Annotated in this window: 30 protein-coding genes; 11 read left to right on the top strand and 19 right to left on the bottom strand. The window is 66.2% G+C overall.

Translation table 11 applies throughout. The features are described 5' to 3' along the window. The first annotated feature begins 5 nt into the window (after positions 1-5). The 4 genes from P2T60_RS04720 to rpsB are packed head-to-tail and all read left to right on the top strand — an operon-like array spanning position 6 to position 2,381. Positions 6-206 carry a DNA-directed RNA polymerase subunit N gene (locus P2T60_RS04720; protein WP_276281406.1) on the top strand — a complete coding sequence of 67 codons (201 nt, stop codon included), beginning with the start codon at positions 6-8 and terminating at the stop codon, positions 204-206. Further along, positions 206-385 (top strand): DNA-directed RNA polymerase subunit K, encoded by a 180-nt coding sequence (locus P2T60_RS04715; RefSeq protein WP_276281405.1) that lies wholly within the window; start codon positions 206-208, stop codon positions 383-385. Before P2T60_RS04720 ends, P2T60_RS04715 begins: the two co-directional genes overlap by 1 nt. Continuing rightward, positions 382-1,593 carry a phosphopyruvate hydratase gene (gene eno, locus P2T60_RS04710; protein ID WP_276281404.1) on the top strand — a complete coding sequence of 404 codons (1,212 nt, stop codon included), beginning with the start codon at positions 382-384 and terminating at the stop codon, positions 1,591-1,593. The genes P2T60_RS04715 and eno overlap by 4 nt, the downstream gene beginning before the upstream one ends. Beyond that, positions 1,590-2,381: a 30S ribosomal protein S2 gene (gene rpsB, locus P2T60_RS04705; protein WP_276281403.1), complete on the top strand. Its 792-nt coding sequence runs from the start codon at positions 1,590-1,592 to the stop codon at positions 2,379-2,381. Before eno ends, rpsB begins: the two co-directional genes overlap by 4 nt. 103 nt (positions 2,382-2,484) lie before the next feature. Here rpsB and meaB read toward each other — a convergent pair whose 3' ends face one another. Both meaB and P2T60_RS04695 read right to left on the bottom strand, forming a co-directional pair. Further along, positions 2,485-3,564, bottom strand: coding sequence for a methylmalonyl Co-A mutase-associated GTPase MeaB (gene meaB / locus P2T60_RS04700; protein WP_276281402.1), 1,080 nt, complete (start codon positions 3,562-3,564; stop codon positions 2,485-2,487). Next, positions 3,561-3,977 carry a cobalamin B12-binding domain-containing protein gene (locus P2T60_RS04695; protein ID WP_276281401.1) on the bottom strand — a complete coding sequence of 139 codons (417 nt, stop codon included), beginning with the start codon at positions 3,975-3,977 and terminating at the stop codon, positions 3,561-3,563. Before P2T60_RS04695 ends, meaB begins: the two co-directional genes overlap by 4 nt. A gap of 604 nt (positions 3,978-4,581) precedes the next feature. Between P2T60_RS04695 and P2T60_RS04690 the strand changes: the two genes are divergently transcribed. Then, positions 4,582-4,800 (top strand): hypothetical protein, encoded by a 219-nt coding sequence (locus P2T60_RS04690; RefSeq protein ID WP_276281400.1) that lies wholly within the window; start codon positions 4,582-4,584, stop codon positions 4,798-4,800. 448 nt (positions 4,801-5,248) lie between these two features. On the opposite strand, the gene P2T60_RS04685 is transcribed toward P2T60_RS04690, so the two are convergent. The 4 genes from P2T60_RS04685 to P2T60_RS04670 all read right to left on the bottom strand — a co-directional run bounded on the left by P2T60_RS04685 (position 5,249) and on the right by P2T60_RS04670 (position 8,745). Further along, positions 5,249-6,175, bottom strand: a complete 927-nt coding sequence (locus P2T60_RS04685) for a fructosamine kinase family protein (protein ID WP_276281399.1) — start codon at positions 6,173-6,175, stop codon at positions 5,249-5,251. Then, positions 6,172-6,792, bottom strand: coding sequence for a DUF420 domain-containing protein (locus tag P2T60_RS04680; protein ID WP_276281398.1), 621 nt, complete (start codon positions 6,790-6,792; stop codon positions 6,172-6,174). Before P2T60_RS04680 ends, P2T60_RS04685 begins: the two co-directional genes overlap by 4 nt. A 190-nt stretch (positions 6,793-6,982) precedes the next feature. Beyond that, positions 6,983-7,783, bottom strand: a complete 801-nt coding sequence (locus P2T60_RS04675) for an ABC transporter permease (RefSeq protein WP_276281397.1) — start codon at positions 7,781-7,783, stop codon at positions 6,983-6,985. Continuing rightward, the gene (locus P2T60_RS04670; protein ID WP_276281396.1) at positions 7,780-8,745 is read right to left on the bottom strand and encodes an ABC transporter ATP-binding protein; all 966 of its coding nucleotides are present in this window, start codon (positions 8,743-8,745) and stop codon (positions 7,780-7,782) included. The genes P2T60_RS04675 and P2T60_RS04670 overlap by 4 nt, the downstream gene beginning before the upstream one ends. 84 nt (positions 8,746-8,829) lie before the next feature. On the opposite strand from P2T60_RS04670, the gene P2T60_RS04665 reads away from it, so the two are divergent. Beyond that, a complete protein-coding gene (locus tag P2T60_RS04665; RefSeq protein ID WP_276281395.1) occupies positions 8,830-9,099 on the top strand; it encodes a WNWW family protein in 270 nt (89 codons plus the stop codon). A gap of 3 nt (positions 9,100-9,102) precedes the next feature. Here the strand turns inward: P2T60_RS04665 and P2T60_RS04660 are convergent, their stop codons facing one another. Both P2T60_RS04660 and cyoE read right to left on the bottom strand, forming a co-directional pair. Then, positions 9,103-9,810, bottom strand: a complete 708-nt coding sequence (locus P2T60_RS04660; RefSeq protein ID WP_276281394.1) for a DUF7546 family protein — start codon at positions 9,808-9,810, stop codon at positions 9,103-9,105. Between the two features lie 6 nt (positions 9,811-9,816). Continuing rightward, the gene (gene cyoE, locus P2T60_RS04655) at positions 9,817-11,190 is read right to left on the bottom strand and encodes a heme o synthase (protein WP_276282171.1); all 1,374 of its coding nucleotides are present in this window, start codon (positions 11,188-11,190) and stop codon (positions 9,817-9,819) included. Positions 11,191-11,336: 146 nt separating this feature from the next. Here cyoE and coxB point away from each other — a divergent pair, with 146 nt between their 5' ends. Next, positions 11,337-12,050 carry a cytochrome c oxidase subunit II gene (gene coxB, locus P2T60_RS04650; RefSeq protein ID WP_276281393.1) on the top strand — a complete coding sequence of 238 codons (714 nt, stop codon included), beginning with the start codon at positions 11,337-11,339 and terminating at the stop codon, positions 12,048-12,050. Positions 12,051-12,178: 128 nt separating this feature from the next. Further along, the gene (locus tag P2T60_RS04645; protein WP_276281392.1) at positions 12,179-14,077 is read left to right on the top strand and encodes a BGTF surface domain-containing protein; all 1,899 of its coding nucleotides are present in this window, start codon (positions 12,179-12,181) and stop codon (positions 14,075-14,077) included. 2 nt (positions 14,078-14,079) lie between these two features. Here P2T60_RS04645 and P2T60_RS04640 read toward each other — a convergent pair whose 3' ends face one another. The 4 genes from P2T60_RS04640 to pdhA form a co-directional block, all read right to left on the bottom strand. Continuing rightward, the gene (locus P2T60_RS04640; RefSeq protein ID WP_276281391.1) at positions 14,080-14,691 is read right to left on the bottom strand and encodes an ArsR/SmtB family transcription factor; all 612 of its coding nucleotides are present in this window, start codon (positions 14,689-14,691) and stop codon (positions 14,080-14,082) included. 57 nt (positions 14,692-14,748) lie between these two features. After that, on the bottom strand, positions 14,749-16,065 hold the full coding sequence (locus tag P2T60_RS04635; RefSeq protein WP_276281390.1) for a S8 family serine peptidase: 1,317 nt from the start codon (positions 16,063-16,065) through the stop codon (positions 14,749-14,751). A 99-nt stretch (positions 16,066-16,164) separates the two neighbouring features. Beyond that, positions 16,165-17,016, bottom strand: a complete 852-nt coding sequence (locus tag P2T60_RS04630) for a cytochrome c oxidase subunit 3 (RefSeq protein WP_276281389.1) — start codon at positions 17,014-17,016, stop codon at positions 16,165-16,167. A gap of 116 nt (positions 17,017-17,132) precedes the next feature. Then, on the bottom strand, positions 17,133-18,203 hold the full coding sequence (gene pdhA, locus P2T60_RS04625) for a pyruvate dehydrogenase (acetyl-transferring) E1 component subunit alpha (protein WP_276281388.1): 1,071 nt from the start codon (positions 18,201-18,203) through the stop codon (positions 17,133-17,135). Between the two features lie 207 nt (positions 18,204-18,410). On the opposite strand from pdhA, the gene P2T60_RS04620 reads away from it, so the two are divergent. The 3 genes from P2T60_RS04620 (at position 18,411) to P2T60_RS04610 (ending at position 21,355) form a co-directional block, all read left to right on the top strand. Further along, positions 18,411-19,721, top strand: a complete 1,311-nt coding sequence (locus P2T60_RS04620) for a M28 family peptidase (protein WP_276281387.1) — start codon at positions 18,411-18,413, stop codon at positions 19,719-19,721. Between the two features lie 275 nt (positions 19,722-19,996). After that, positions 19,997-20,803 carry an NAD(+)/NADH kinase gene (locus P2T60_RS04615; protein ID WP_276281386.1) on the top strand — a complete coding sequence of 269 codons (807 nt, stop codon included), beginning with the start codon at positions 19,997-19,999 and terminating at the stop codon, positions 20,801-20,803. Between the two features lie 111 nt (positions 20,804-20,914). Further along, the gene (locus P2T60_RS04610; RefSeq protein WP_276281385.1) at positions 20,915-21,355 is read left to right on the top strand and encodes a DUF7313 family protein; all 441 of its coding nucleotides are present in this window, start codon (positions 20,915-20,917) and stop codon (positions 21,353-21,355) included. A 510-nt stretch (positions 21,356-21,865) separates the two neighbouring features. On the opposite strand, the gene P2T60_RS04605 is transcribed toward P2T60_RS04610, so the two are convergent. Genes P2T60_RS04605 through P2T60_RS04575 form a run of 7 tightly spaced genes read right to left on the bottom strand, consistent with a single transcriptional unit; the run spans position 21,866 to position 25,938 of the window. After that, the gene (locus tag P2T60_RS04605) at positions 21,866-22,120 is read right to left on the bottom strand and encodes a DUF7314 family protein (RefSeq protein ID WP_276281384.1); all 255 of its coding nucleotides are present in this window, start codon (positions 22,118-22,120) and stop codon (positions 21,866-21,868) included. After that, positions 22,113-22,433 (bottom strand): DUF7315 family membrane protein, encoded by a 321-nt coding sequence (locus P2T60_RS04600; RefSeq protein WP_276281383.1) that lies wholly within the window; start codon positions 22,431-22,433, stop codon positions 22,113-22,115. Before P2T60_RS04600 ends, P2T60_RS04605 begins: the two co-directional genes overlap by 8 nt. Before the next feature lie 19 nt (positions 22,434-22,452). Continuing rightward, positions 22,453-23,232 (bottom strand): cytochrome b family protein, encoded by a 780-nt coding sequence (locus P2T60_RS04595; RefSeq protein WP_276281382.1) that lies wholly within the window; start codon positions 23,230-23,232, stop codon positions 22,453-22,455. A gap of 2 nt (positions 23,233-23,234) precedes the next feature. Further along, positions 23,235-24,038 (bottom strand): cytochrome b, encoded by an 804-nt coding sequence (locus P2T60_RS04590; RefSeq protein ID WP_276281381.1) that lies wholly within the window; start codon positions 24,036-24,038, stop codon positions 23,235-23,237. Between the two features lie 3 nt (positions 24,039-24,041). Next, the gene (locus tag P2T60_RS04585) at positions 24,042-24,890 is read right to left on the bottom strand and encodes a ubiquinol-cytochrome c reductase iron-sulfur subunit (RefSeq protein WP_276281380.1); all 849 of its coding nucleotides are present in this window, start codon (positions 24,888-24,890) and stop codon (positions 24,042-24,044) included. A 2-nt stretch (positions 24,891-24,892) separates the two neighbouring features. Then, entirely contained in the window at positions 24,893-25,279 is a 387-nt protein-coding gene (locus P2T60_RS04580; protein WP_276281379.1) for a DUF7318 family protein, read from the bottom strand. A 2-nt stretch (positions 25,280-25,281) separates the two neighbouring features. Then, complete coding sequence (locus tag P2T60_RS04575) at positions 25,282-25,938, bottom strand: plastocyanin/azurin family copper-binding protein (RefSeq protein WP_382209843.1); 657 nt, start codon at positions 25,936-25,938, stop codon at positions 25,282-25,284. Positions 25,939-26,022: the final 84 nt, after the last annotated feature.

Raw genomic sequence — 26,022 nt, 5'->3', positions numbered from 1 at the left:
AATCCATGATGGTACCAGTCCGCTGTTTCACGTGCGGCAAGGTCGTCGGGGAGTACTGGGAAGAGTTCAAAGCACGGTCGGAGACCAAAGAGGGTGACGAGGACCCGGAGAAGGTCCTCGACGAACTCGGCGTCGAACGACAGTGCTGTCGCCGGATGCTCGTCGCGCACAAGGACCTCGTGGACATCGTCGCACCCTACCAGTAATGGCTCAGAAACGCTACTCCCGCTACGAGAAAGCTCGCATCATCGGGGCGCGCGCCCTGCAGGTATCCTACGGCGCGCCCGTGCTGACCGACACCGAACAGACCGAGCCGATTCTCATCGCGGCCGACGAGTACGACGCGGGCGTCCTGCCGTTCACCGTCCGCCGAGGTGAGCAATGACGCTCGTCAGCGAGGTCCGACTTCGACAGATTCTCGACTCCCGAGGAAATCGGACGGTCGAAGCCGACGTGCGCACGGAGAGCGGTGGTTTCGGCCGGGCGGCCGCACCGAGCGGTGCTTCGACCGGCGAGTACGAAGCGATAGAACTCGACCCGAGCGAAGCCATCGCCTCGGCCCGCGAACACGCCGTCCCTCGACTGGAGGGCAAGGTCTTCGTCGGCGACCAGCGCGACGTGGACCGCACGTTGCGCGCGGCCGACGGCACGGACGACTTCTCGGAAATCGGTGCGAACAGCGCAGTCGCCATCAGCATGGCCGCCGCGAAAGCCGCGGCGGACGTACTCGGCGCGCCGCTGTATCAGCACCTCGGCGGTGCGTTCCGCGGCGAGGAGTCGCCCACGCCGCTGGGCAACGTCGTCGGCGGCGGCGAACACGCCGCCGACGCCACCGCGATTCAGGAGTTCCTCTCCGTGCCCGTCGGCGCACCCAACGTGCAGGACGCGGTGTTCGCAAACGCCGCGGTGCATCGGGAAGTCCACGACCTGCTGGCCGACCGAGACATCGCCGCGGGGAAAGGCGACGAGGGCGCGTGGGCACCATCCATCGACGACGAGGAGGCGTTCGAAATCGTCCAAGCGGCGACCGACTCGGTGGCCGACGACTTCGGCTTCGAGATTCGATTCGGTCTCGACGTGGCCGCCGCGGAGATGTACGACGAAGACGACGAGGAGTACGTCTACCGCGACACGACGCGTTCGACCGACGAGCAAATCGAGTACGTCGCCGAACTCGTAGACGAGTACGACCTCGCGTACGTCGAGGACCCGCTGGACGAAGACGACTACGAAGGCTTCGCGGAGTTGACCGAGAAGGTCGGCGACCGGACACTCGTCTGCGGTGACGACCTGTTCGTCACCAACGTAAAGCGACTGGAGACGGGCATCGAGCAGGGTGCGGCCAACAGCATTCTGGTCAAGCCCAACCAAATCGGTACCCTCTCGGACGCCGTGGACGCCGTGGAACTCGCCGTCGAGAACGGCTATCAGCCGGTCATCTCCCACCGGAGCGGAGAGACCGAGGACACGACCATCGCACACCTCGCCGTGGCGACCGGTGCCCCGTACATCAAGACGGGCGCGGTCGGCGGCGAGCGAACTGCTAAACTGAACGAACTCATTCGCATCGAGCAAAACGTTTCGAGACTATGAGCGAGAACGACCCCGAACAGGTAGACGAAGAAGGCCTCGACGCCGCGGAATCCGAAATCGACGCGGAACCCGAGGGCGCTGGCGGCGCAGAGCCGTCGGAACAGCCCGACGAGGACGTGGCAAGTGAGGCTGACGACGAGCAAGCAACCGAAGATGTCGAAGACGAGGGACCGAACCTCGACGAAGACGTGATGGAGAACCAAGAGGAGGCCGACCTCCTCATCCCCGTCGAGGACTACCTCGGCGCTGGCGTCCACATCGGTACCCAGCAGAAGACTCAGGACATGGAGCGGTTCATCCACCGCGTCCGGACCGACGGTCTGTACGTCCTCGACGTATCCAAGACCGACCAGCGGATTCGGACCGCCGCGGACTTCCTCGCCAACTACGACCCCGAGCAGATTCTGGTGACGAGTTCGCGCCAGTACGGTCGCTTCCCCGCCGAGAAGTTCGCGGAAGCGGTCGGCGCGCGCGCCCGGACCGGTCGGTTCATCCCCGGCACGCTCACCAACCCCAAGTACGAGGGCTACATCGAACCCGACGCGCTGGTCGTCACCGACCCCATCGGTGACGCCCAAGCCGTCAAGGAAGCCATCACGGTGGGCATCCCGGTCATCGCGATGTGTGACTCCAACAACAACACCAGCAACGTGGACCTCGTGGTCCCGACGAACAACAAGGGTCGCAAGGCGCTGTCGGTCGTCTACTGGTTGCTCGCCAACGAGACGCTCGACCGGCGCGGTGCCGAACCGACCTACTCGCTCGACGACTTCGAGAGCGAGATTTAGACGGTAGATTTTCCGTTTTGCGCGTTTTTCGATTCGCACTCGCTGGTCGCTCGGTAGCGTCGGCTATCGGTCGGAGAAACGGACGTGAAAACAGCGTTCGGGGTCAGTCCCGGAGTTCGTCCAGACAGTCCTCGATGGGACCGATAACCTCGTCGGCGACCGTGTAGGGGTCGGTCTCGCGTTTGCGAACGCCTTCGACCAGTTCGTCCATTCCGCCGTGGCGCTCGATTTCGCCTTCGAGGAGTCCGCCCACGTCGTCGCGCAGGAGGTTGCGAATCTCCTCGGCGTAGCGCATCCGCGCCTTCTCTTCGAGCAGGCCCGAGGATTCGAGGTACGCGCGGTGGTCGGCCAGCGTCTCCACGAGGTCGGCGACGCCTTCGCCGTCCTTGGCGATTGTCTCGACCACGGCGGGTTCCCAGCTTTCCTCGTCGTCGCTCTCGGCGTCGTCGGTTTCGTCGCTTCCGACCGCGCCCGCGCCGTGGTGTCCGGTCGCCAGCCCCGCGGTGTGGTCGTTCTGCATGTGAATCATCTCGCGGAGTTCTTGGACCGTGCGGTCCGCACCGTCCAAGTCGGCCTTGTTGACGACGAACACGTCGCCGATTTCGAGGATGCCCGCCTTGAGCATCTGCACGTCGTCGCCGCTCCCCGGCGGGACCAGCACGGCCACCGTGTCGGCGGACTTCACGATGTCTATCTCGTTTTGGCCCGCGCCGACCGTCTCGATGAGAATCTTGTCCTTGCCGAAGGCGTCGAGGGCTTTCACGGCGTCGGTGGTCGCCGTCGAGAGACCGCCGAGGGTGCCCCGCGCGCTCATCGACCGGAAGAACACGTCCATGTCGCCGACGTTGCTCGCCATCCGGATGCGGTCGCCCAGCACCGCCCCGCCCGTGAACGGCGAGGAGGGGTCTACCGCGATGACGCCGACGGTCTCGCCGCGTTCGCGGTAGTAGTTAGCCATCTTGTCCACGAGCGTCGATTTGCCCGCACCGGGGCTTCCGGTGATGCCGACGACTTCGGCGTGGCCGGTGTGTTCGTGGAGTTCCGAGACGAGGTTTCGGTAGCCCGGCGCGCGGTTCTCGATTTTGGTGATGACTCGCGCGAGCGCGCGGTGCTTGCCCGCGAGCAACTCCTCGACGAGTTCGGCGTTCTCGTCTCGCACGTCGGTCGCCGCGTCGCCGCTCATCGCTGGGGCGCGTTCTCGCGGACGAACTCGATGGTCTCCTCCATCGGCGTACCGGGACCGAACACCTCGGCGACGCCCATCTCCTTGAGGTCCGCCTTGTCGTCGTCGGGCACGACGCCGCCGACGAGGACAAGGGTGTCCTCGAACGCGTCGTACTCTTTCAGACCGTCGATAACCTTCGGGACGAGCGTGTTGTGCGCGCCCGAGAGAATGGAGATACCAAGCACGTTCACGTCCTCTTGGACCGCGGCCTGCACGATTTCGTCGGGCGCGTTGTGCAGGCCCGAGTAGATGACCTCGAACCCGGCGTCACGGAACGCACGGGCGATGACGTGTGCGCCCCGGTCGTGTCCGTCGAGTCCGACCTTGGCGACGAGACAACGAATCGACTGCTGTTCCTGTTCTGCGCTCATACTCCCTTGTTCTTCCCGTCTGACTTTCACAGTTACGGAAACCTTGCTGAAAGTTCATTTTGTTTCGTGCAAGCACAGTTGATGTGCGTGGGAACTCGGGGTGTGTCGCGGCGTCACTGGTTGCTGTATCGGTGGGGACCGGAGAGGGGGCGGCCGTCTCGAAAGCCCCCGCCCGCTCGCGGTCACGCGAGCGGTGCGCGGCGCGGAGCGCCGCGACTGCGAACGGTGCAACCGTGAGCAAAGCGAGTGTGACCTCGGAAGACGCGGTTTGTCTTCCGGCGGTCGTGGTTCGAGACGATGCGCTCGTCATCTCGAAAATCGAAGATTTTCGGTGACTCCGCGGGATATTTTCGCTCGCTCGAATAGTGGCCCGCGGAGCCGGTGCGGTTCTCGTTGGCTCGAGCCTGAAGCTAGCGTCGTCGCCGTCCGCGGTACTGCGCAGTCGTGATAACCGAAGAGCCGTCTATTCTCCCGTCCGCCACGACCACATTCACACACCTCTAATAATTCTTTAGATATTCTTAACAAATATAAATATTTGCAAGACACCGCCACAGAACACTCAGACAGAAGACACTTATCGGCGTCCGTGCGACGACCAACCATGCTCTCGCGTCCCTCCACCGACCTTCCACTTGCGGCCCTCTCGCTCGCGGTCCTGCTGGTCGCCGCCGGGTGTCTCGGTAGCGCGTCCGCGCCGTTCGCGACTACTGACGCGCCGATGGACGACGCCGCGACTGCGGCGTCGTCCTCGACTCCGACAACGACGACCGAATCGACCGCGACGACCACCGAGACGCCCTGCTCGCCCGACACCGACTAAACCGCTCCGTCTCGGAACCGACCGCGCTCTCGGCCGGGTCCGCCCGTCGAGTCGCCGAAACCGTCGAGTCGCGCTACCAGTCGGCCCGCGTCGAGGAACACACCTACTTCAATCACCACCTCCGGAGCGGCGGGGAAGTCGAACCGACCGCCGAGGGCTACCGCGTCGTCCTCCGTTGGGAACTCGACTACGACCGCCGCGGAGTCGGAGAATTTCGACCGCTTCGTCGCCGTCGGTCTACATTCGACTCGGAGGCGTCCGACTTCAAGTCGCCCGGTACGCGGCCGCGAGGTCGACCACGCAGACGCCCGCGACGACCACCACCGACGGCAGGTCGGCCGTCGGGGACAGTCCCGGTTGCGGTAGTCGTCCGAAACGTCCACTCGTCGGTCACGACTCGGGACCCGACGCCGGAGGGCTTCAGTGGGGCGGTTCGACTCCACGCCGGTCAGAAACCGAGGTCGGACAAGCGCGCGTCGAGTTCCGCGGCGTAGCGGTCCTCGCCGAAGTACAGCAGGTGTTCGAGTAGCGGGATCACCTGATACACCTCGCGGCGGCCCTCGAAGAAACCGGGGTCGATGCCTTGCGCGTCGTCGTAGGCCGCGAAGAAGTCCTCGCCGAACGACCCCGCGAACGCGACGTAGGCGAGTTCGACCTCGGCGTGGCCGAAGTAGCACGCGGGGTCGAGAAACGCCCGGACGCGGCCCTCGTCCACGACGAGGTTGTTCGCCCACGCGTCGCCGTGGATTAGCGCCGCGGGCGGCGAGTCAGGGAGCCACGAGTCGAGATTTCGCGCGAGCGAGTCGATGCGGTCGGCGAGTTCCGACGAGAGGACGCCCGCCTCGTCCGCCATCCCCGCGAAGTACCGGAGTCGCTCGTCCCGGAAGAACGCGACCCACGAGTCGGTCCACGGGTTCGGTTGGCGGTACGGCCCGGTCAGGGTGTCGCGCGGAAAGCCGAAGGACCCCGGACGCTCCCGCGGTCGTTCCCCGTGGAGGGCCGCGAGGTGCCGGGCGGCGTCTCGCTCGGCGGCGGGCGAGAGTTCGTCGTCGCCCGCGACGTACTCCATCACCAGCAGGTCGTCGGCACGGTGGTACACCTCGGGAACCGGCAGGCCGCGGTCGGCCAGCGAGTCGAGCATGAACGCCTCCACGCCGAGCGAGGTGTCGCCGGTCTTGGCCGCCGCGGTCCGACCGTCGGCGAGCGCCACTCGGTGGACCCGCCCGACTTCGCCGCCGTCGAGTTCGGTCGCGGATTCGACGCCGACGCCGAGGGCGTCGGCGACTCGGCGTCGAATGCGGGAGTCCGGCGACTCGTCGCCAGACTCCCTACCGGACGCGTCATCCGACGACCCGCCGGACGACTCGTCGCTCATCGCCGCCGGAGGGCCGCGAGCGGAGCGAGCGCCGCCATGTACTCCTCGACGCCGTAGACGTGGTTGAGCATCAGGTAGGTCACGATGCCCAGCGCCAGACTCAGCGCCCACGCGCCCGCGGCCCACCGCCCGACGCGAGCGTGGGCCGTCTCGCGGAGTTCCGACGGCGTGTGGGTCAGGCCGAGGACGACGGCGTAGACGACCACCGGGACCGCGACCACCGACAGTAGGATGTGAATCGCCAGCATCACGAGGTAAGCGTAGTAGACCGGTCCCGTCACGGCGATGGCCTTCTCGCCGCCGCCGCCCACCTTCACGAGATAGAGCGCGAGGAAGACGATGATGAGCGAGAACGCGGTCAGCATCGCGGCGCGGTGCTTGCGGACCTCGCCGCGGCGAATCCACCGCCACCCGGCGAGCAGAGCGGTCAGCGCGACGGTGTTGACCACCGCGATGGCGTGACTCAGCAGGTCTACGGTCGCGCGTTCGAGTTCCGGGTAGACGGGGAGCAGTCCCGCGAACGTCCCGAGGACGAGGACGTAGCCGAGTACCGACAGGACCGCACTCGCGGCCCGCGGGTTGTCCTTGACCCGTCGCTTCGCGTTCGAGGTAGCCATATTTGGGGTTTGGACTATCGACTCAAGTGTGTTGCTGTCCCGTATCGGCGAGGACGGAGCGAGACGAAAGCCGAAGACGAAACGCTACTTCAGGCTTGAGCCAATCAGACCGCGACCGCACTGCCCCGCACCGCAACCGCGGACCACACGCCGAGTCGGTAGCCGAGATTCGCACCCGCCGAAGGAGGCGTCAGTCCGTCCGGGGAATCGCGGCGGCCCCGGCCGCGAAGAACGCCAGCGTCAGCACCGCCAGCACCGCGAGTGAGGTCGTCCACCCGTCGAGCGGCGTTTCGGCGAGGACGGTGACAGCGGTCTCCGGAGGCTGATACGTCAGGTCCCGGACGCCGCGAGCGAAGTACGTCAGCGGCGAGAGGTTCATCGCGGGCCGGAACCACGTCGGCAGCATGTCGGGCGTGACGAACGTGTCCGAGAGAAACAGCAGGGGGAGCGCGATGGCGTTGCTCGCCGCAATCACGCCGTCTTGGGAGTCGGCCAGACCCCCGAGGACCGCGCCGAGACCGCAGAACAGCGCTACCGCGAACCCGACGAAGACGGCGACGAGCGCGAGGGTGGCGGGACCGAGCGAGAGGGTCGCGGTGCCCGTCACCAGCGCCATCAACCCGAGGATGAGGAGACCCGCGATGCCGATGATGGCGACGTTGACCAGCGTGTGCGCGAGCAACCACTCCGGGCGCGACAGCGGCGTCGTCGCCAACTTCTCGAAGCGGTTGCCCTCGCGGTGGCGCGCCACCTCGGACCCGACCCGCGACAGCGGCGTGAACAGCACCACGACCGCGAGATACCCCGGCAGGTAGTAGCCCGGCGGTTGTGCGAACAGGCCGCCGCCGGTCGGGTTGGTCTGGACCAGCACCGCGAAGATGAGGATGAGGATGACCGGGAAGAAGAACGTGAAGAACACCGCGGTCCGTCGCCGGACGAACGACCGCCACGCCGCACTCGCCTCCGCGCGGACCCGACTCGCGGCCGTCATCGCTCACCTCCCGCGAGCGCAGTCTCGCCGGAGTCGCCCCCGAGCGACACCCCTGCTCCGCCCGCGACCGACTGGCCGGTCACCCGGAGGAAGGCGTCTTCGAGGTCGGGTTGTTTCCACGTCAGGGCGTCGTAGGCGACTCCGCGGTCGTTCAGCGCCGTGACCACCTCTCCGATGTCCTCGGGCCGGACGCCGCCGATGACCAACCCCTCGGCGGTCGATTCGACCTCGAAGTCGGTCCCGGCCAGCGCCTCGCGCGCCTCGCCGTCGCCCTCGCCGGTCTCGACCACGACGCGGGTCCGCCCGCCGTACTCGGCCACGAGTTCCGACGGCGACCCGACCGCCGCGAGTTCGCCGTCGGCGAGCAGGCCCACCCGGTCGGCGAGGCGTTCGGCCTCCTCCATGTAGTGAGTCGTCAGGAAGACCGTCGTCCCGCGGTCGGCCAACCCCTCGATGAGGTCCCAGAGCGCCCGCCGACCCGCGGGGTCGATGCCCGTGGTGGGTTCGTCCAGAAACAGCAGGTCGGGGTCGTTGACCAGCGCGGTCCCGACGCAGGTCCGGCGTCGCTGGCCGCCCGAGAGGTTCTCGTACCGGGTCCCGTCGTCGTCGGCCATCCCGACCTCGGCGAGGACTTCCTCGGGGTCGCGGGCCTCGTCGTACAGTCCGGCGTAGTACTCGACCAACTCCCGAGCGGTCAGTCGCTCGGGCGGGTCGAACGACTGGGGCAGGAGACCGAGGCGCTGGCGGTCGGCGGACTCGGGAGCGGTCCCGAACACCGACACCGACCCCGAGTCCGGGTCGGTCGTCCCCGTCAGCGCCCGGACCAGCGTGGTCTTGCCCGCGCCGTTCGGTCCGATGAGCGCGAACACCTCGCCCTCGCCGACCGACAGCGAGACGCCCGCGAGCGCCTCGGTGTCGCCGTAGGACCGCCGAAGGTCCTCGGCGACGAGTACGTCGTTCATGACCGTGGGTTGTGGCGGTTCGCTCCTAAGAAGTTCGGTTCGGTCGCCAGCAGGTATTTGTGTAAGCGGTCGGATGGGACCGGTATGACCGACGCGACCGACTACTTCCGGGCCGACGTGGAGGCGAAAGTCGCGGCCGAGTTCGGTTCGGAGCGGGACGCCGAGCGCGTGGCCGACGCCGCGGTCCGACTCCGCGACGCCGAGGGCGTCGAGTGGAGTCCGTCGTTCGTCGCCGAGCGGATGGCCGACGCGCCGAAAGACCGGAGCGTCCCCGAGAAGTGGAACTGGTTGCTCGGGGTCGCTGGCGGCGAGGTGGAAGACGTTACGGAGTACGAACTCGACGGCGGGCGCTGACGCTTAGAGCCGACCGCCGAAACTGGGCCGCCACCGCAACAGTCCGACCGTCAGGAGGAACGCGACGGTGCCGAGAGTGTAGGACCACTCGCTGGCGGCGGCCGCGACCGCGGTTCCGCTCCCCGTGACTCCCGCCGCGAGGGTGGCGATGACCGGCCACGTGCAACTCACGCACGAGACCAGACCGAGGACGCCCGACACCGCCGACCCCGCGGTGTCCAGCACCGTGTCGTAGACCAGATACGCCAGCGCCACGTAGCCAACGAGTTTGTACGGCATCAGAGTGAGTTGGACGAACGACCCGATGTAGGTGACTGCTGGTCCCCAACCCGGCGGGAGCCAACTGACCTGCCAGCCGGTAGCGTGGTTGTGTCCGACCGTCCCGCCTGCGTGACTGTGAGCCACGAGCCCCGGTTTGACGAGTCCCCCGACGTAGGCAAGCAGGAGGAAGTAGCCGACCGCGATGGCTACGCCGAGGTAGCGCGCCCGGTCGGACCCCGCGGTCGGAGTCGTCCGGACGAACGCCCACACCGCGACGTTAATCCAGACGAACGGGAAGACGAGGTAGCGCCACTCGGTGATAGTCACGTCCGCCAGCAGGAGGTACGCGAACGTCAGGACGAGTTCGGTGTTGACGAGCAGGCCCGCCCACAGCAGGGTGTCACGACTCGGGCGGAGTCGGTCCGCGTCGAAGTCGAGTGTTCCGGTCATAGCTCGTCAGAAGACCAGCGCGTCGGCGACCACCGCGAGCAGGAGCGCGCCCAGATACGCGTTCGAGGCGTGGAACGACCGGAAGGCCGCCTGCTCGGTTCGCTCGTGGTGGAGTCGGACGACGGTCCACAGGAAGATGGCACCGAACGCCACGCTGGTCGCGGCGTAGACCCACCCGAGCGTCGTGACCGCCGAGAGCATGACCGCCGCCAGCAGGGTCGCGCCGAGGTACAGCAGGATGTGCTTGCGGGTGACGGCTTCGCCCCGAACCACGGGCATCATCGGGAACCCGCCGCGGGCGTAGTCGTCCTTGTACGCCAGCGCGAGGTTGTAGAAGTGCGCGGGCGTCCAGAGGAAGATGATGCCAGCCAGCACGACCGCAGGAAGCCCGATGTCGCCGGTCACCGCGGCCCCGCCGATAAGTGCCGGGAGCGCCCCGGCGAACCCGCCGATGACCGTGTTCTGGACCGTGTTGGGCTTGAGCAACAAGGTGTAGACGACGCTGTAGAACAGGATGGCGAACGCGCCGAGTACCGCGGCCAGCACGTTCACCGTCAGGAACGCGACCAGCGAGAGGGCGGCCAACGCGACGCCGAAGGCCACCGCGTTCCGGACCGGAATCTGGTCGGTCGCCGACGGGCGGTCCGCGGTCCGGTTCATCTTCCGGTCCACGTCGCGTTCGAGGACGTGGTTGAACGTGCCCGACGCACCGATTGAGAGGACTCCGCCCGCGAGGGTGGCGACCACCGTCTCGACGCGCAGGGCCGGACCCGCCGCGAGCGCCATGCCCGCCGACGCGACCAGACAGAGCAACCACATCAGCCGCGGTTTCATCAGTCGGAAGTAGGCGAACCCGATTCGCTTCGCGCGAGCGACCACCCCTTCGGGTCGGTCGCTCGTCGGCGAGGGTTCGGGTTCGGTGGCGTCCGGAATCTCGTCGGGGTCTTCGACGCCCTCGGGGTCGTCGAACGTCTCGGGTTCGAGCGTCCACGCGAGGGCGACGACGATGCCGCCGAAGATGGCCATGCCCACGACGAGGTGGACCGCCGACAGCAGGGCGGGGGTGGCGGTGGTCGCCGCGAACGCGCCGAGACCCACCTGCGCCGGATAGAGAAGCGCGGAGGCGGTGAGCGCGCCGCGGACTCGCCGGGAACTCCCGGTCCACCACGCGAGCGCGGTCGTGGCAGTCAGTGCGAGCGCGACCCCGAGCGCGGCGACTCGGTGGCCCCACGCGACTGCCAGTTTCGGCTCGTCGAGCGGGACCAGCCACTGACCGTTACACGCGGGCCACGTCGGGCAGGCGGCCGCGGCGTCGGTCAACGCAGTCGTCGCACCGACGACGACCAGCAGGTAGACGCCGATGGCCGTGCCAGCGAGCATAGAGACGAATCGCCGAGACGTGTGTTCGGTCACGCGAATCTCCTAGCCGATTGTGGGTACTCGTCGTATTTAGAAGAACCGAATCGGGTGAGGCCAATAGGAAAGTCAGTAGGTATTTATGAGTCTCGGCCTAATCCGCAACCAGCATGAGTTCAAAGCGGACAGCGTTCGCAACGCTACTGGGTATCGCGGCGCTCGCCCTGTTCGCCGACCCGGTACTTGCCTACGAGTCCACCACGGAGGAGCTAATTCGGTCGCTGAACACACAGCTTCTCTACATGGCGATTCCCATCACGGTGCTGGTCGAGGGCATCCTCATCTACACCGTGTGGAAGTACCGGAACAACGACGAACCCAAGCCAACCAAGGAGAACCGTCGCCTCGAAATCTCGTGGACCATCGCCACCGCGCTGGTCCTGTTGGTCGTCGGGTACGCCTCCTACGGCGTGATGGCAGACCCGTACGTCTCGAACGCCAAAGGCGAGTTCCAACCGAGCGAGGACGCGGTGGAAGTCGAAGTCGTCGGCCAGAAGTACCTCTGGAACTACAACTACGAGGGTGAGAACGTCTCGGCGACCGGGACGCTCGTCCTGCCGAAGGGTCAGGATGTCTACCTCAACATCACTTCGACCGACTGGTTGCACGCGTTCCACGTTCCCGAACTCGGCCTGAAGCAGGACGCCATCCCCGGCGCGCACAACACCATCAAGACGAAACTGACCGAGGAAGGCACGTACCAACTCTACTGCGCCGAGTACTGCGGCGTCGGCCACTCCAAGATGCTGGGCGAAGTCGAAGTCGTCTCCCAGCAGGAGTATCAGGATTGGCTCGACGAACAGCAGGGTAACAGTTCGGCCTGAGAACCCCTCGCGCCCTTTCTCTCGCGTTCTCGACCGTGTGACGGCGACGACCTTCCGGCGACTAAACGCCGTATTTTAGCTTACGCCGGAGTTATCTTTCGGCCGAAACGACGTGTGAACAACATGCGGTGTCACCACTCCCCGCCCTCTCGAACGCCTCGTCCCCGACCGAACCGACGCCCGGCGCGCGCCGGTGTTACTCGCTCGAACCCCTCAAAGGCGAACCGATGACCAGCGCGAGACTGCTCGCGGTCGCTCTCACTCTCGCAGTCGGAGCGTCCGCCGTCGCCGCGACCGGTAGCGCCGTCTTCACGGCAAGCGGTCTCGCGGTCGGCGAGGGGACGCACGTCGTCTCCGACGGCGACCGACTCGTCCTCGAATCCGGACCCGGACGGGCGATTCGCGGCCGGACCGACCTGCCCGCCGGGACGAAACTCAGCGTCCGCGTCCAGTCGCAGTCGGGCGAACACCCGTTCCTGATGACCGACGAGACGACCGTGGACCGAAACGGCACGTTCCGGGCCGTCGTGGACTTCTCGGACGTGCCGCCCGACACCAACTTCAGCGTGGTCATCCACCACGACGGCACCGACCTGACCGAGACCGAAGGGACCGTCGTGGAGTGCGACGACTGCGGCGGCCGGTCCGGAGACGCCGCGACCGAGACGAACTTCGCCTTCGCGGGCGACCGCTTCACCCTCGGAAACGGGCCGGGCAGGGCGGTCCGAGTCCGGACCGCCCTGCCCGCGGGGACGGAAGTTTCGGTCCGACTGAAGTCCTCGGGGCTCTTTCTCAAGGCCCGAACTGTCACGGTGGACGCCGACGGTCGGGTCCGTGCGGTGTTCGACCTCTGGGACATCCCGTCCAGAACCGAGTTCGAGGCGTCGGTCCACCGCGAGGACCGGGAACTCGCGGCGACGGGGGGGACCGTCGTCGCGTGTTCGGTCCAGTGCGACTCGCCCCACGCCGACGGCGAGTCGCCGGACGACGACCGAGATTCCTCCGAAGCGGACGACCTGACCGTGTTCTCGGTGACGCGAGGGGGGACCGTTCGCATGCCGATTGGAGTCTCCCCGAACGGAACCGCCACGCTCTCGGTCGGCGGCGAGAACATGACGTACTCGCTCGACGCCGCGGTCGAAGACGGCGACGGCGACGGGAGGGTCACGCTCCTGTTCGACACGGGCGAAGTCGGTCTCGACCGGAAACCGATAACCGTCGCCGACGACGCCGACGCCGCGTCGGTCCGCCACGAGTCCGGCCCCTCGTCCGGTGAGAACGTTCTAGACGCCGGGGAGTATCCGCTACTCCAGTACCGCGGCGACCGGCCGACGGGAGCGCCCTCGGAGGACCGCGGGGCGCTCACGGTCGGCGTCAGGTCTGGCGGCGAGTCGGATGGCGGGTCGGACGACGGGCCGGTCGTCGCGGACTTCGGGATTCAGAACGCCTCGGTCGCTACCGACCCCGGCCGGTCCGGACTGTCCGCGAAAAACTATCCGACCGACCGCTCGGTCGAGACCAGAGTCGGCGAGACTGCCCGGTTCGAACTCTGGACCGACGAGGCGAAGTCGGCGACGGTCACGGTCGGGGAGTTCGACCGCGACTACACCCTGTCGGCGACCGTCCGAGACGGCGACGGCGACGAGCGCGTCGTCCTGCTTTTCAACACCACCGCGGCCCGGAGCGCGGGCGGGTCGCCGACGCTGACCGCGGCCGACCCCGACGACGAGGTGACGGTGACGACCGAGCGCGGGTCGTTCGCGGCCGCCGAGTACGACCTCCACGTCTACGTCGGGCCGAGCGTCGAACTCAGCGGGGACCTCGACGGTCCGAAAAAGTATCGACTGCTCCACACCGGAACCCTCGTCGTCACCGAGACGGGGACGACGCCCACGCTCGCGGTCACCGAGGGCGCGGCGGGCGACTCCGGACCGCCGCTGATGGCAGTCGGTGCGTTCGGTCTCGCCGCCGTCCTCGGCGTTGTCGGCGTGGCGCTTCTGGTCGGCGCGTTCGAGTTCGGCCGGTGAGACTACCGGTCGGCGACCAGCGTGGCGACTCCAGCCACGACCAGACATCCGAGGAAGAAGACGAGTCCGGGTTCCAACACCTCGAAGAGTAGCCACGCGAGGGTCTCCGGTGCGGTCGGGTCGGCGGGCGAGTAACTCGCGGGGCCGATGTCGTCGGCCGGGAGTCGCGCGCGGACGAGTCGCTCCCCGGCCCACTGGACGAGTAGGCTCGCGGCCGCCAGCAACCCGAGTCCGCCCACCACGTTCGACAGCGAGCGCCTGACTCGGGGCACCCGGTCGCCGTCGCCGACGAAGATTATCGGGTCGCTGGCGGGTCCGTAGACCGTCATCTCGTTGCCCTTCTCGGAGTACACGGTGTCGATGGGTTCGACCAGTCCGGTCTCCTCCAACTCCGAGAGGTGGTGGTGGACGTTCTGGACCGAGGTGTCGAGTCGGTCGGCGAGTTCCGAGGTGGTCGCCGGTCGGTCGAACAGCGCCCGGAAGGTTCGCCGCCGGGTCTCCGTGGCCAGCGCGTCCAGCACCTCGTCGGCGTCGGCGTCGGTCATCTCCAGCACTCGGGGCTGTTCGTCCGCGCTTCCGGTCCGGTCTCGGAGTCGGTCCACGAGGCTCGCCATACTCGGCGGGATTTCGAAGACCGGCTAATAATAGCTGTCCATAGCTAAAATCGGGCTTTAAGCGGTCGCGTTCCGGCCGCGCTCGACCGCTCGCTCGGGCGCGACGAGTCCGTGACCGGCCACCGGGTCGGTGCCCGGCCGCCCCGCGTCGAAGGCGGTCCGTTCGAGAAGCGTCTCGACCGCTCCGGGTTCGAGAGCCGGGTTCGCGTCGAGGACGAGGGCGACGACGCCCGCGACGTAGGGCGCGGCGGCCGACGACCCCACCAGACCGCCGGGTTCGCTGGCCGCCCGGAGTCTGTCGGGCGCAATCACGTCCACGCCGGGCCGGTCGCCAGCGACCGGTCCGGCGGAACTGAACGGTTCGACCCGTTCGCGTTTAGCGTCGTACGCGCCGACCGCGAGCGCGTCGTCTGCGGTCGCTGGCGCGACGACGCTCCCCGCGCGCTCGCGGAACTGGAACCCGTGGGTCGGCGAGGAGACTTCCAGCGGCGTGCCGGTCGCGTTCCGCGACCCCCGAACCGCGTAGTAGTAGGTCGCTTGCGGGTCGATTCGGGCGACGATACGCTCGTTTGGCGTCGCGTCGCCCGCGTAGGGCCGCGACCGGGCGACGAGTCGCGCGTCGGTCCCGTCCGACCGGTAGAGTTCCATCGAGAACTCACAGGACTCACAGTCGTCCCACGAAAGCCAGAGCGCGAGTCGCCGCGAGTCGCCAACGAGGTAGTTCCGGAGTCCGCCCTCGAAGCGGTGGGTCCCACGGCGATTCGGCGCGAACCGGTCGCGCCAGTGGCCCCGACCGAGGTTGCCGACCGGCGCGACGAACGCCACGCCGCGGTCGGCGGTGCGGTCGGCGACTCGCGCCACCGCAGACGACCCGTCGCCGACTTTGCCGTAGAAGGAGACGGGTGCGACGATTACGTCCACGTCGCTGTCTACCAGCCACGCGACCGCGTCCCGGAACCCCTCGGCGGTGTCGAACGAGGCGAGATAGAGGTCGGCGTCCGGTGCGGTCCGGGCGACCAACGACGCCGCGGCGGTACCGTGGTCGTTTTGCCCGCCGTTGCGAATCGTCTCGCCCGCCGCGAACGACCGCGAGTCGGTGACTCGGCCCTCAAGCGAAGCGTCGCCGGGGTCGAACCCCGTCACGCCGACCACGCCCACGCTGACGTTCGCGCCGGTGACGCCCGCGGCGTGCAACCGGTCGAGTCGGTGGGTGGCGTCGAGCGGAGTCGTCGAGGCGCGGCCGTCGTCGGTCCCGAACGGGACCGACGTTGCGACGAGACCGATGCTGGCGACGAGGACGGCGACTGCGACTGCGATGACGGCGACCTGTCGGCGCGCGCCGCCGTCACCGCCGGAGGGAGAGAGGGTCGTCATACCGATGTCGGGTGAAATCTCGGGCCAACGTCAAAACTGTGGGTGACTCGAAGCGGTCGCTTTCGGGATTCGGAACGAACGGTGAAAAGTGAGACCGAGTTACAGCGTGATTTCCGCGCCAGCGTACAGCACGACGACGAGGAAAATCCACACCGCGTCCACGAAGTGCCAGTACATCGAAACCGTCGTGACCGAGACGTGGCGGTCTGCGGTGTACTGCCCGTAGAGCGCGCGGATGAACACGATAGCGATGAGGACCGCACCCATCGAGACGTGGAGTCCGTGCAGGCCGGTCAGACCGTAGAACGCGCTAGCGAAGATGCCCGACGTGAGGTCGAAGCCTTCGTGCTGGATGAACTCGTAGTACTCCAGCACCTGCCCGCCGATGAAGACGACGCCGAGCAGGAGCGTGGCCGCGAGTCCGATGAGGAAGTTCTGGCGGTTGCCCTTCCGGAGTTCGACGTGGCCCCAGTGGAGCGTGAAACTCGACAACACCAGCAGGGTGGTGTTGATGAGAACCAGCGACCCGAGCAAGTGGGGGAATCCTTCCGTAGACCACGTGCCGACGCGGATGAAGAAGTAGTAGACGAACCCGGCGCTGAACGTTGCGATTTCCGACCCGAGGAACAGTATCATCCCCCATCTGAGCGCGCCGCCGCCGTGACCGTCGCTGGACCAGAACGCCTTCACGAAGGCGTGGTAGACCCACCCGTACAGGCCCGCGAGGAACAGACCGACGGACGCGACGAACGTCACCGGGCCGAAGATGGGGTCGATTATCGGTTGCTGTCCCTTCCCGAGCAGGAACAAGGCGGCCCCGACGTAGATGCCCGCACCACCGAGTGCGGTGATGAAGGGCCACCAGCTCGCCTCGCCGAACCCGCGAGGCCAGTCCTCGACGGCCGGAAGGTGATGGCCGTGCTCTTCTGTTGAATCGTCCGCTACTGTCATACGAGGTGGTTGCGCGTGGAATAGTAAAAAGGCACCTGAACGCGTCCGCGATACGACTCGACTGCGAGGGGACGCGCCGCTACGTCGTCGGTCGGACGGCGGTGGGTTCGCCGCGATTATCGCTCGACTTCCGGTTCGTCCACCACTCGCTGGCGCTGTCGCCGGAGGGAGTCGGGCGTCTGGGCGTAGACGTGTTCGAAGATGTCGTCAACGTCGAGACCGGTCCGCTCCTCGGCGTTGGCGATGGCCTCGACCACTCGGTCGTCGGCCCACGACTGAACTCGTAGCTCGTCGTCGTCGGTCCAGCCGTGAGCGTCCTCCAGATACTCGCGGGTGCGCTCTATCGGGTCCTTCTTGCGCCACTCCTCGACCTCTTCGTCGCCGCGGTACTTCGAGGGGTCGTCGGTGGTCGTGTGTGCGCCCTTCCGGTAGGTGACGGCTTCGATGAGGCGCGGCCCGTCGCCGTTCTTCGCGGCTTCGAGGGCGTTTTCGACCGCGCCGTAGACCGCCAGTACGTCGTTGCCGTCCACGCGGACGCCCTCGAACCCGTACGCTTGGGCCTTCTGAGCGATGGTGGCGCTGGCGGTCTGGCGCTCCTGCGGGACGGAAATCGCCCAGTGGTTGTTCTGACAGAAGAAGACGGTGGGCGACTCGAAGACGCCAGCGAAGTTCATGCCCTCGTGGAAGTCGCCTTCGCTGGTCGCGCCGTCGCCGAAACTGACGAGGGTCGCGCAGTCGTCGCCGCGGTAGTCCGCCGCCATACTCGTCCCGACGGCGTGGGGCAGTTGGGTGGCGATGGGGATGGTCGGCGGGAACGTCCGGAGTCCGTCGGGGTCCTCGCGGTCGACGTAGTTGCCCTCGCCGAGCAGATAGACCAACACGTCTTCGAGTTCGAGACCCCGCGCGAGATACATCGCGTGGTCCCGATACGTCGGGAAGCAGTAGTCCGAGTCCGCGAGCGCCGACGCCGCGCCGACTTGGGCGGCCTCTTGGCCTTGAAGCGGCGCGTAGGTTCCGATGCGTCCCTGTCGGTGGAGTTTGACGGCCTTCTCGTCGAACGTCCGGGCGAGTACCTGCTGTCGATACAGGTCAGTCACCACCGACTCCGAGAGGTCCGGGTCGGTTCGTTCGTCAACGGTTCCGTCCGGGGCGACGACGCGAGTGACTTCGGGTTCCTGTATTGCCATGTCGTCAATCACCGACTTTCTATCAGATAAAGAAGGTCCAGTGTTATAAAGTGTTGTTGGGACACCAAAAAGTCGAAAATTGTCTACCTCGTTTAAGTTAAGAATACAGATTCGTCTTCGATAGTCCCGAAGAGTCCCCGTCGAGTGAAGAATCGTCGGAAGTTTCGATTCGAAAAGCTTACGCCGTCTCCGGATTCATGCGGCCGTATGACACAGTGGATAGGCGAGACGTTCACTAGCGACGTTGGGTGGAACCACCTCGAATCGCTCGTGGACATCGGCGACCGGATGGCCGGGAGCGACGGCGAACGCGAGGCGGCGGAACTGACCCGCGACGCCCTCGAACGCGTCGGCGCGCGCGACGCCCGCATCGAGGAGTTCGACGTGCAGGGGTGGACCCGCGGCGACAGCGAGATTCGGGCGGGCGAGACCGTCCAATCGTCTATCGCGCTCCCGCGGAGTCCGGACGCGGCGGCGACGGGCGAACTCGTGGACCTCGGGTACGGCCTGCCCGAGGACTTCGAGGAGACCGACTTCGAGGGGAAGGTCGTGATGGTCGCCTCGAACGTCCCCGACTACTACGACCGGTTCATCCACCGGCGCGAGAAGTACTACTACGCCGTCGAGGGCGGGGCGGCGGGGTTCGTCTTCCGCAACCACGTCGAGGGATGTCTCCCCCCGACCGGTAGCGTCGGCACCGCCGAGGACCCCATCGGCGACATCCCGGCGGTCGGCGTCTCGAAGGAGGTCGGCGCGCGCCTCTCGCGGCGCTTCGAGGGCGAGGAAGTCGAGGTGTCGGTCGAGGCCGACGTTCACGACGCGACCAGTCAGAACGTCCACGCGGAACTCGGTCCCGACACCGACGAGGAAGTCCTCGTGACCAGCCACGTCGACGCCCACGACATCAGCGAGGGCGCGATGGACAACGGCGCTGGCACGGCGATGGTCGTCGAGATGGCGAACGCGCTCGCAGAGCGCGAGGACGAACTCGACACGAAGGTCCACTTCATCGCCTACGGTGCCGAAGAGGTGGGTCTCGTCGGGTCCGGATACGACGCCGACGTGCGCGACTTCGACTCCATCAAAGCCATCGTGAACAACGACGGCGTGGTCCGCGGGCGGACGCTCTCGTTCCACACCCACGGCTTCGACGCCCTCGCGTCGGCGGCCGAAGACGTGGGCGCGGACTTCGACCACCCGGTGAAGACGATTCCCGAGCAGGGACCCCACAGCGACCACTGGCCCTACGTCAAGTGGGGCGTGCCGGGATTCCACGTCATGAGCGAGACCGGCGACGAGGGCCGCGGGTGGGGCCACACCTACGCCGACACCCTCGACAAACTCGAAGTCCGTGACCTCCGCGAGCAGGCCATCCTGCTGACGGAACTGACGGTGCGTCTCGCGGGCGAGGAGTTCGAAGTCGGCCACGCGGACTCCGAGGAAATCGCGGCGGCGCTAGAGGACGAAGACCAAGCCGCGGGGATGAAGATTATCGGCGACTGGCCCTACGACGAGTAGGGACCGGTAGAGATGTCTTAGAAGAACAATATTCTTTGCTTCGGTAGCTTTTCTATTTCTCAAAGACTCGGATTTCTTTTCGAGATGGGACGCGGCGGACGGAGTGGACGACACTGAGTCCGGACCGGGACCCACGACGACCCTCCACACCGCATCGCGGGCCACGTTCACCACGGCCCTCCCTATCCGAGTCGGTAAACTCCGTACCCTTTTCACGGATGGCGGTCCAAGACGAGACTGATGGGTAGCGCGAACGTAGAGGGGGTCGGAAGCGAATGACGCTCGGAATCGTGGGCGAGGGTGCGCTCGCCGACTGGATTTACGACGCGGCGGCGACCGAGGCGACGGCCGTTCTCGGTTCGGCGACCGAAGTCGTCGCGGCCGACCCCGAATCGGTCGTCGCGGTCGGCGAGTCGGCCCTGCTCGCGCTGGTTCGGGAAGGCGTCGAAGCGCCCGTCCTCCCGGTGGACGCCGGACCGGGCTACGGTGGCGTCTCGCTGGACGACGTGGCGGTGGCGTCCACCGACCGCGAGTCGTCCGCCGAGACCGACGCCGAACCCCGCGAACTCGAACCGGTGTGGGGCGCGCTCGACGCCCTGCTCGCGGGCGAGTTCGAGACCGGCTCGCGGACACTCCTCGGGGTCACGGTCGGCGGCGAGCGCGTCGGTTCCGCGCTCGCGGACGTGATGCTCGTCACCACCGAACCCGCTCGCATCTCCGAGTACGCCGTCGAGTCGCGCGACGAACGGGTCGCACGGTTTCGCGCCGACGGCGTGGTCGTCTCCACCCCGACCGGAAGCCACGGCTACGGCCGGAGCGCGGGCGGTCCCCTGCTCGAACCGGAGTCGGGGGTCGTCGGCGTCGTCCCCGTCGCGCCCTTCGCGGTGAACGTGGACCACTGGGTGGTGTCGGCCGACCGGCCGGTCGCGCTGACGGTCGAACGCGACGAGGGCGCGGTGTCGCTTCTCATCGACGACCGGACCGTCCGTCGGGTCGCGCCCGACACGCGCGTCGAGGTGGTCGAAGACGACACGATAGAACTGGTCGCGGTGCCCGAGAGTCGTCCGTTCTTCGAGCGATGACCGGGCGGGTTCGGAGTGAGTGCGCCGCGTCCCGCCCGCGTCGGCGGGACGCGGCGGTATCGACGGACGCAGAAATCAAGGTTTAATACGTCGCCTTTCCGATTATCGTGTATGGAACCGCTGTCACTGCTCGGACCGATTGACGCGCTCTTCGCGGACATCATCGAGTACGTGGTGTTCGCCCTCGTGTTGGTCAACATGGGCACGCGCTGGTGGGCGTATCGGGATTACCGCAAGCAGGCACGGAGCGACGACCACGACGAGGCGCTCGACCGCAACTGGGTCCACGAGGTGTCGAACGTCGTCCTCGTCCTCGGGTCGTTCTACCTGCTGAGCCTCCATCACCACGCTGGCATCGTCCTCTCGACGCTCGTCCTCGGCCTGTTCGTCACGGACTTCTTCGAGTTCGAGGCCAAGGAGGTCGAACTTCGGAGCGACGAGACGCTTTCGAGTCCGAAGGGCGCGATGACCGCCTCGTTCGTGGTGTTCCTCTACGCGGGGTACCTCAGCCTCTTCTTCCTCATCGAACCCGTCTGGAGCGCCATCGTCTAACTTCGGTCCGCTTTTTTCCGGTTCTCCGATTCCACGGAGACGCATCCACGCTTCGCGCGAGACGCCGCGAGGTCGGACGCCGCCGAGTGACGCGAGCGTGGCGAGAGAGCAACGCACCGCGGACATCCGACCTGCGCATCTCGTCGCCCCACCGTGACTGCTGGCCGGTCGCTCTGCCGTCCGTCCTCTCTCACCCTGCGTGACCGATGGCGGGTCGTCACCGTCCGCGTGGAAGCAGAGTGGCGACCACGCCCTCCGCCGACCGCGGTCCTCCGTCGAGGACGGCAGTCGGTGGACTCTCCCGTGACGCGCGTCACGCGCCCGACCGAGACCCGAAGCGCTCACGCGAGGTGACTCGACGCGGCGCGGGTCCCCCGAAGGACGAACAGCGACCCGAGAGCGACGCTCGCCTCGGAGCGTCTCGGCGACCGCTCGGCCGCGAGGAGTTCGGAGAAGAGCGCAGTCGCTCGCAGGCTAGCGGCGAGACGAGAAAGACGAGACCGGTCGGTTCTACGACGACGCTTCTCGAAGTTGGTCCAGCGCCGGGATGACGACCCAGAACGTCAGGACGCCGATGACGACGAACCAGAACATCACTTCCCGGAGCATGATTGCGGCCTGTCCGTACGTGTCGAGGTCACCGGGTATCTCGCCGAGGAGTTGCGTGTCCTCGAATCCCGGCGTGGTGTACCAACCCGACAGCACCATCCAGATGAGGCCACCGCCCGTCAGGATACCGAGTCCCTTTGCGAATTCGTCAGCCATTGTTTGATGGTTCGTCGGGTTCGTCTTTAGGTTTTCCCATTCCTTCGGCGCGAAACCGAGTTGCGAACGCGTAGACGAGCGCGCCCGCCCCAATCATCGCCACGCCGAGGATAGCCAACGGCAGGTCCATCTCCGAGACCGAAAGCTGTGCGCGCTGTGTCGCCGTGTCGAGGACGATGAACCCGCCCACGACGAACGCCACGGCGAACATCGTCGAGAACACCGTCACGACCTTGTAGAGTCGGAGCGGCACCTCGACTTCGCGGGCGCGAGACTCCCCTTCGGTGTCGGTCGTGTCTGAACTGGAATCCATGAGAAAAATCGCTACGGCGTTACTTCGGCGGTCGGAGCCGGTAGTACCGCCGGTTGAGGTCGAACATGTACCCTTCCTGCATCGACTTCAGCACCGCGTAGGTGATGGTCCCGACGATGATGGGGACGAGGAACGTCAGGTCGAACAGCAGGTGGGAGTCGATGGGGATGAGGTTCTTGATTGACAGCGCGCTGATAGTCCACGCGAACGCGAACCCGGCCATACCGACCGCGGCCCAGAACGGCTGTTCGACGGGACGCCGGGCGCTCCCCTTGTTGAGGAACGGCACGATGGCGATGAACCCGACCACGATGACGTTGGCGACGACGCCGTACATCCGGTCGGTCATCAGCTTGTCGCCGCCCAGAATCGCCAGTTCGGGGTTGAGCGGACCGAGCTTCAGCAGGCCGAACGACCAGTAGAGATACCAGTCGGGCAGGATGACCGCCGGGGTCGAACTCGGGTCGGCGGGCGGCCCGAGGTGGGGCGGGAGCGTCGCCGACAGGAAGATTATCATCCCGACGAAGAAGCTCGTCAACGAGAGGTTCCGAATCATCTCGTGGGGCCACACCGGGAACGCCAGCACGTCGCGCTCGACGTAACTGGACTCCTGTCGCAGGTCTTGGTCTTCCCGTCGTGCGCGCTCGAAGTACTCGTACGTCAGCCGGGAGAGACCCTGCGTGCGTTGCTTGCGCTCGCTCCACGTCGGGGTCTCGTCGTCCGGCGGGACGATGCCGGTGCCGCCACCGTCCGTCTGTGCCTCGCCGCTGCCGTCGGTTTTTGTTTCGTTATCTGTCATTGTTAGTGGGGTTCAGCGATGCCCTGAATCCACACGATAGCGATGTGGACCGCGATGAGCGTCGTCACCACGAACGGGAGCAGGAACACGTGGATGATGTACATCCGCTGGAGCGTTGCCTGTCCGAGGCTGAAGCCGCCGAACAGTAGTTGGGCGACCCACTCGCCCGCCAGCGGTATCGAGAGGCTCATCTCGACGCCAATCTGACCGGCCCAGAACGCCAGTTGGTCCCACGGGAGCAGGTAGCCCGTGTACCCGAAGACCATCGTGAGGCTGATGAGGATGATGCCGATTATCCAGTTGAGTTCGCGCGGTTCCTTGTACGCGCCGGTGAAGTACACCCGGAGCATGTGGAGGAACACCGCGGCGACCATGACCTGCGCCGACCATCGGTGGATGGACCGGAGCATGAACCCGAAGTTCAGGTCGGTCATGATGAACGCCAATTGGTTGTAGGCCGCCGACGCGTCTCCGGACGCCGATACCGTCGCTGGCGCGTAGTAGAACCCGAGTAAGGCCCCACTCAGCGCCGCGACGACGTACGCGATGGTCGAGAAACTACCGAGCGCGTACAGCGGGTACCAGTACCAGAACTTGTTGTCAAGACTGTACTGTTCGGTGTGACTCTTTGGCATCTGCATGTTGACCCTGTAGTACAGAGTCTCGAGGATTTCGAGGTAATCCACGATGCGGAACCGCTTGTCCATCCAGATGAGCGCCGTCAGGAACGTCGTCTCTACCGGCGTGAGGTCCTTCGTCTGCATCCACTCGCCGTGGTCGTGTTCGTCCTTGCGTTCGATACTCATTGGTTATTCCTCCGGTCGCGGGAGTGCCACGAACGATTTCTTCACGACGTTGAACGGGTCGTACACCGACTGGTGGCACTGGCAGTATATCATGTCTTCTGCGCTAGCGACCTTCGAGCCTGCGAGTCCCTTGAACGTCGGCACGCAACAAAAGTGCGTGCATTTGTTCAGGTTTGCGATGAATCCTTCGTCGGTGCTGGCCGCGAACCAGTCGTCTTTCTTCGCCAACTGTTCGACGCGCTTGCTACGGATGACCTGAACCGGCATCGTTCCGCTCGGGGGAACGTCCTGCGAGCGCCACGACCCCTGTGCGGGTTTGCCGAGACCGCTCTTGCCGATACCGTTGCCCCACGACTCGTAATCGCTGAAGTCGTCTACGTGAATCTTCTGTCCGCCGCTCATCTCGTCGTTCTGCCACTCGAACTTCGAGTTGTCGATGTAGCGGAAGTAGTTGTCTTGGTCGGCGTCGGGTTGGACGCCGGGGTAGGTCTGGACACCGCAGTACTGGAACCACTCGCTGGAGTAGGTGACGCCGCCGAGTTGCGTCTCGGCGATTTTGACCTCTCGGCCCTGTTGTTCGACCGTCTTCACCTCGGGCCAGACGCCCTTGAGGTAGCCCTCAGAGTCTACTTCGACCGGAATCTGGGGCATTCCGCGCGGGGCGGGACCGGCCGTGTTCTCCATCGCCATGTACTGGGTGATACCTCCGCCCGCGCCGGTCGGCGCGGTGGCGGAGTTGATACCCGCCGCGGTCGCGGTGCCGACCCCGGCGAGGGAGGCGCTGCCGACGACGCCCTTGACGAAGCGGCGACGACCTGTGCTTTCCGGATATTTGTCGTCTTCTTCTGGCATAGTTATCGTTTGTAGTACGGGTAGACTGCGTGCTTGAACTGTTCCCACGCGCTACCGAGCGTCTCGGTACCGTATTGCTGGTCTTCGCGGACGTAGAGGTCCTCCCACTTGCGACGACGCTTCTTGACAATCATCACGTCGGGGAGGAACTCCTTGCGGTACAACAGGAGGACGAACGCGAGGTCGATGAATATGACCGCGAGAATGAACCCGAGATACATGTTACCGACTTCGCTGTACCCCCAACCGCTCACCAGCCCGTAGGTGAACATGCCGACGAACACGACTTCTACTACCGTCAGGAGGACGATAGCGATGGCCGCGGCCGTACTCTCGCGGGCCGGTTCGTAGCGGTGAATGTCGCCGTACGTTGAACCTGTGGATGACATGGTTATCGGTTACTCCCACTCGCGTGCGGTGATTCGCCGTACTTCAGGAGGAAGAACGTGTAGATGAGCGAGACGACCATCATCAGGAGGGTCGCCAGCCCGACGAAGTGGGCCTGAAACGGCACGCCCATGTGTTCGGGGTCCGCCTCCGCAGCGCCACCACCGCCACCGCCACCACCGCCCTCTTGGACGGTGATGGTTCCGACCATTCCGGCGGTCTTGTGCGGTTGACAGAAGTACTCGTACGTCCCCGTCGTACTGAACGTGTGACTGTACTCGTGACCGGTGTTGTACGTCTTGCTCGGCGCGCCCTCGGTCCCTTGCCAGTTCGCACCGTCGGGTTGGCTCTCCACGACGACGTTGTGGTTGTCCGACTCCCAGACGAAGTTGACCGTCGTTCCGGGTGCGATGGTTAACTCGGCGGGTTCGTACACAAGGCTCCCGCCGGGACCGACTATCACCTCTTTCGTTGGACCGCCGCCGCTGGATGCACCGCCACTCGTGGTGGTCCCGTTGGCGACGGTCGTGGTCTCGTTTCCGGAGGCAGTGGTATTGCCGGACGACGTGGTGGTCGTCTCCTGTGCCGCGGCGGCCGTCGCGCCCGCCCCAGCGCCGCCAGCAACACCGGTGGCTGCCATCAGAAAGTCCCGCCTCTTCATACAGATGAAACTCAGGACAGGAATTGCTTAAAGCCACCGATGCCGCCGTAGCGGGGTTTTCGACGCCGACGCGCCGAGTGCGGC

The sequence above is a fragment of the Halorussus caseinilyticus genome, assembly GCF_029338395.1.
GTDB lineage: Archaea > Halobacteriota > Halobacteria > Halobacteriales > Haladaptataceae > Halorussus > Halorussus caseinilyticus.
This window is presented reverse-complemented; position numbering and strand designations above follow the sequence as displayed.